Origin of the sequence: Thioclava sp. SK-1, assembly GCF_001705665.1 — a bacterium.
Taxonomy (GTDB): Bacteria; Pseudomonadota; Alphaproteobacteria; order Rhodobacterales; family Rhodobacteraceae; genus Thioclava.
This window is the reverse complement of sequence record NZ_MDHA01000078.1, coordinates 1-1,213: the sequence shown is the minus strand read 5'-3', so window position 1 is coordinate 1,213 and position 1,213 is coordinate 1. Positions and strand designations below refer to the sequence as shown.

Here is a 1,213-nt window from a genome sequence, read left to right as displayed (position 1 = left end):
GCCCAAGCTGAGCCGATGTTGTTCGCGGATATATGCCAGAAGGATCATGTCACGACGCTGGCGATGTGAGGGCGGCCTGCGACGCCACGCCCGTAGCCCACGATCTGAAACCTGCATCAGGCGGCACAGATACGCACGTGAAAGATCTCCGCGATACCCCGCAATGAATTGAAATCTCATTGCTTTTGGATCGCGAAGAAGATTGCAGCTTTTTTAACACCTCCCTCTCCTCCCGCAGAATACGGTTCTCTTTACGCAAGCGCTCGTTCTCGCGGCGCAACTCCGCGTCCTCAGCTGCTGTTGGATCGGTCGAGTAATCCCGCATCCACTTGCCCAAGGTCGAAAAACCAACCCCAAGGTCCGACGCAACCTGTCGCCGTGTCAGGCCGCTGTGCGCCGCGATCCGAACCGCTTCGCGCTTGAAATCTTCACTATGCTTGGCTGCCATATCCAGTCTCCTTCAAAGCGAGCATTGCTCACAGAAAACCGGAACGGAAGTGATGCAAGTCCAGTCTGATGCGGAAGAGTTGGTTTTGGCCGCGCTGCGGAATGAGTTGTTGAAGGACGAAGCGTATGAACACTTCAAATCGGCTTTTGAGAAGCAACTTAATTCTCAATCCAACGAACAGCGAAGCCGTGTCGTAGAAATCGACAAGGAATCGCGTGACCTGACTGCACGGCTGGAGAAACTGATTGCGACTATTGAGGCCGGTGGTCACAGCGCGCCCATCATAGCGCGTATCAAAGAGATTGAGCAGCGGCAGCAGGAACTAACGAAAGCACGGAATGCCTTGACGGCGAACCACATCAGTCTTCCACGTAAGCTGCCAAGCTTATATCGCTCATATGTGGACCAGCTGGCAAAAACGCTGTCGAATGAGGAAGTCGTTGGCAGGGCAGCAAACGAGCTTCGAGATTTGATTGAGAAGCTGACAGTTCAGTATGATGACGACCGCGATGAGCATACAATCGAGGTTTCTGGCAACTTGACAGCGATGCTTGGGGGAGCAACTCCTCAGATGCCGATGATTACCAGCAATCTGAGAGTTCGCTAAAGTTGGTTGCGGGAGTAGGATTTGAACCTACGACCTTCAGGTTATGAGCCTGACGAGCTACCGGGCTGCTCCATCCCGCGCTATATTTTGTGATTGGTTTTTTTTGTTATCGTTTAGAGATGATTTCGCTGCTTTCTAGGTTTGGCGGTGACCTACTC

General features: G+C 52.7%; 1 protein-coding gene, 1 tRNA gene and 1 pseudogene. 1 reads left to right on the top strand and 2 read right to left on the bottom strand.

Features of this window, described 5'->3' with window-relative positions; genetic code table 11:
* Positions 1-448 (bottom strand): annotated as a pseudogene (locus BFP70_RS20855) (transposase); the annotation flags it as partial.
* A gap of 52 nt (positions 449-500) precedes the next feature.
* Between BFP70_RS20855 and BFP70_RS18115 the strand changes: the two are divergent.
* Positions 501-1,055, top strand: a complete 555-nt coding sequence (locus tag BFP70_RS18115) for a hypothetical protein (RefSeq protein ID WP_066013173.1) — start codon at positions 501-503, stop codon at positions 1,053-1,055.
* Positions 1,056-1,058: 3 nt separating this feature from the next.
* Here the strand turns inward: BFP70_RS18115 and BFP70_RS18110 are convergent.
* Positions 1,059-1,135: transfer RNA gene (locus BFP70_RS18110), tRNA-Met, on the bottom strand.
* Positions 1,136-1,213 lie beyond the last annotated feature (78 nt).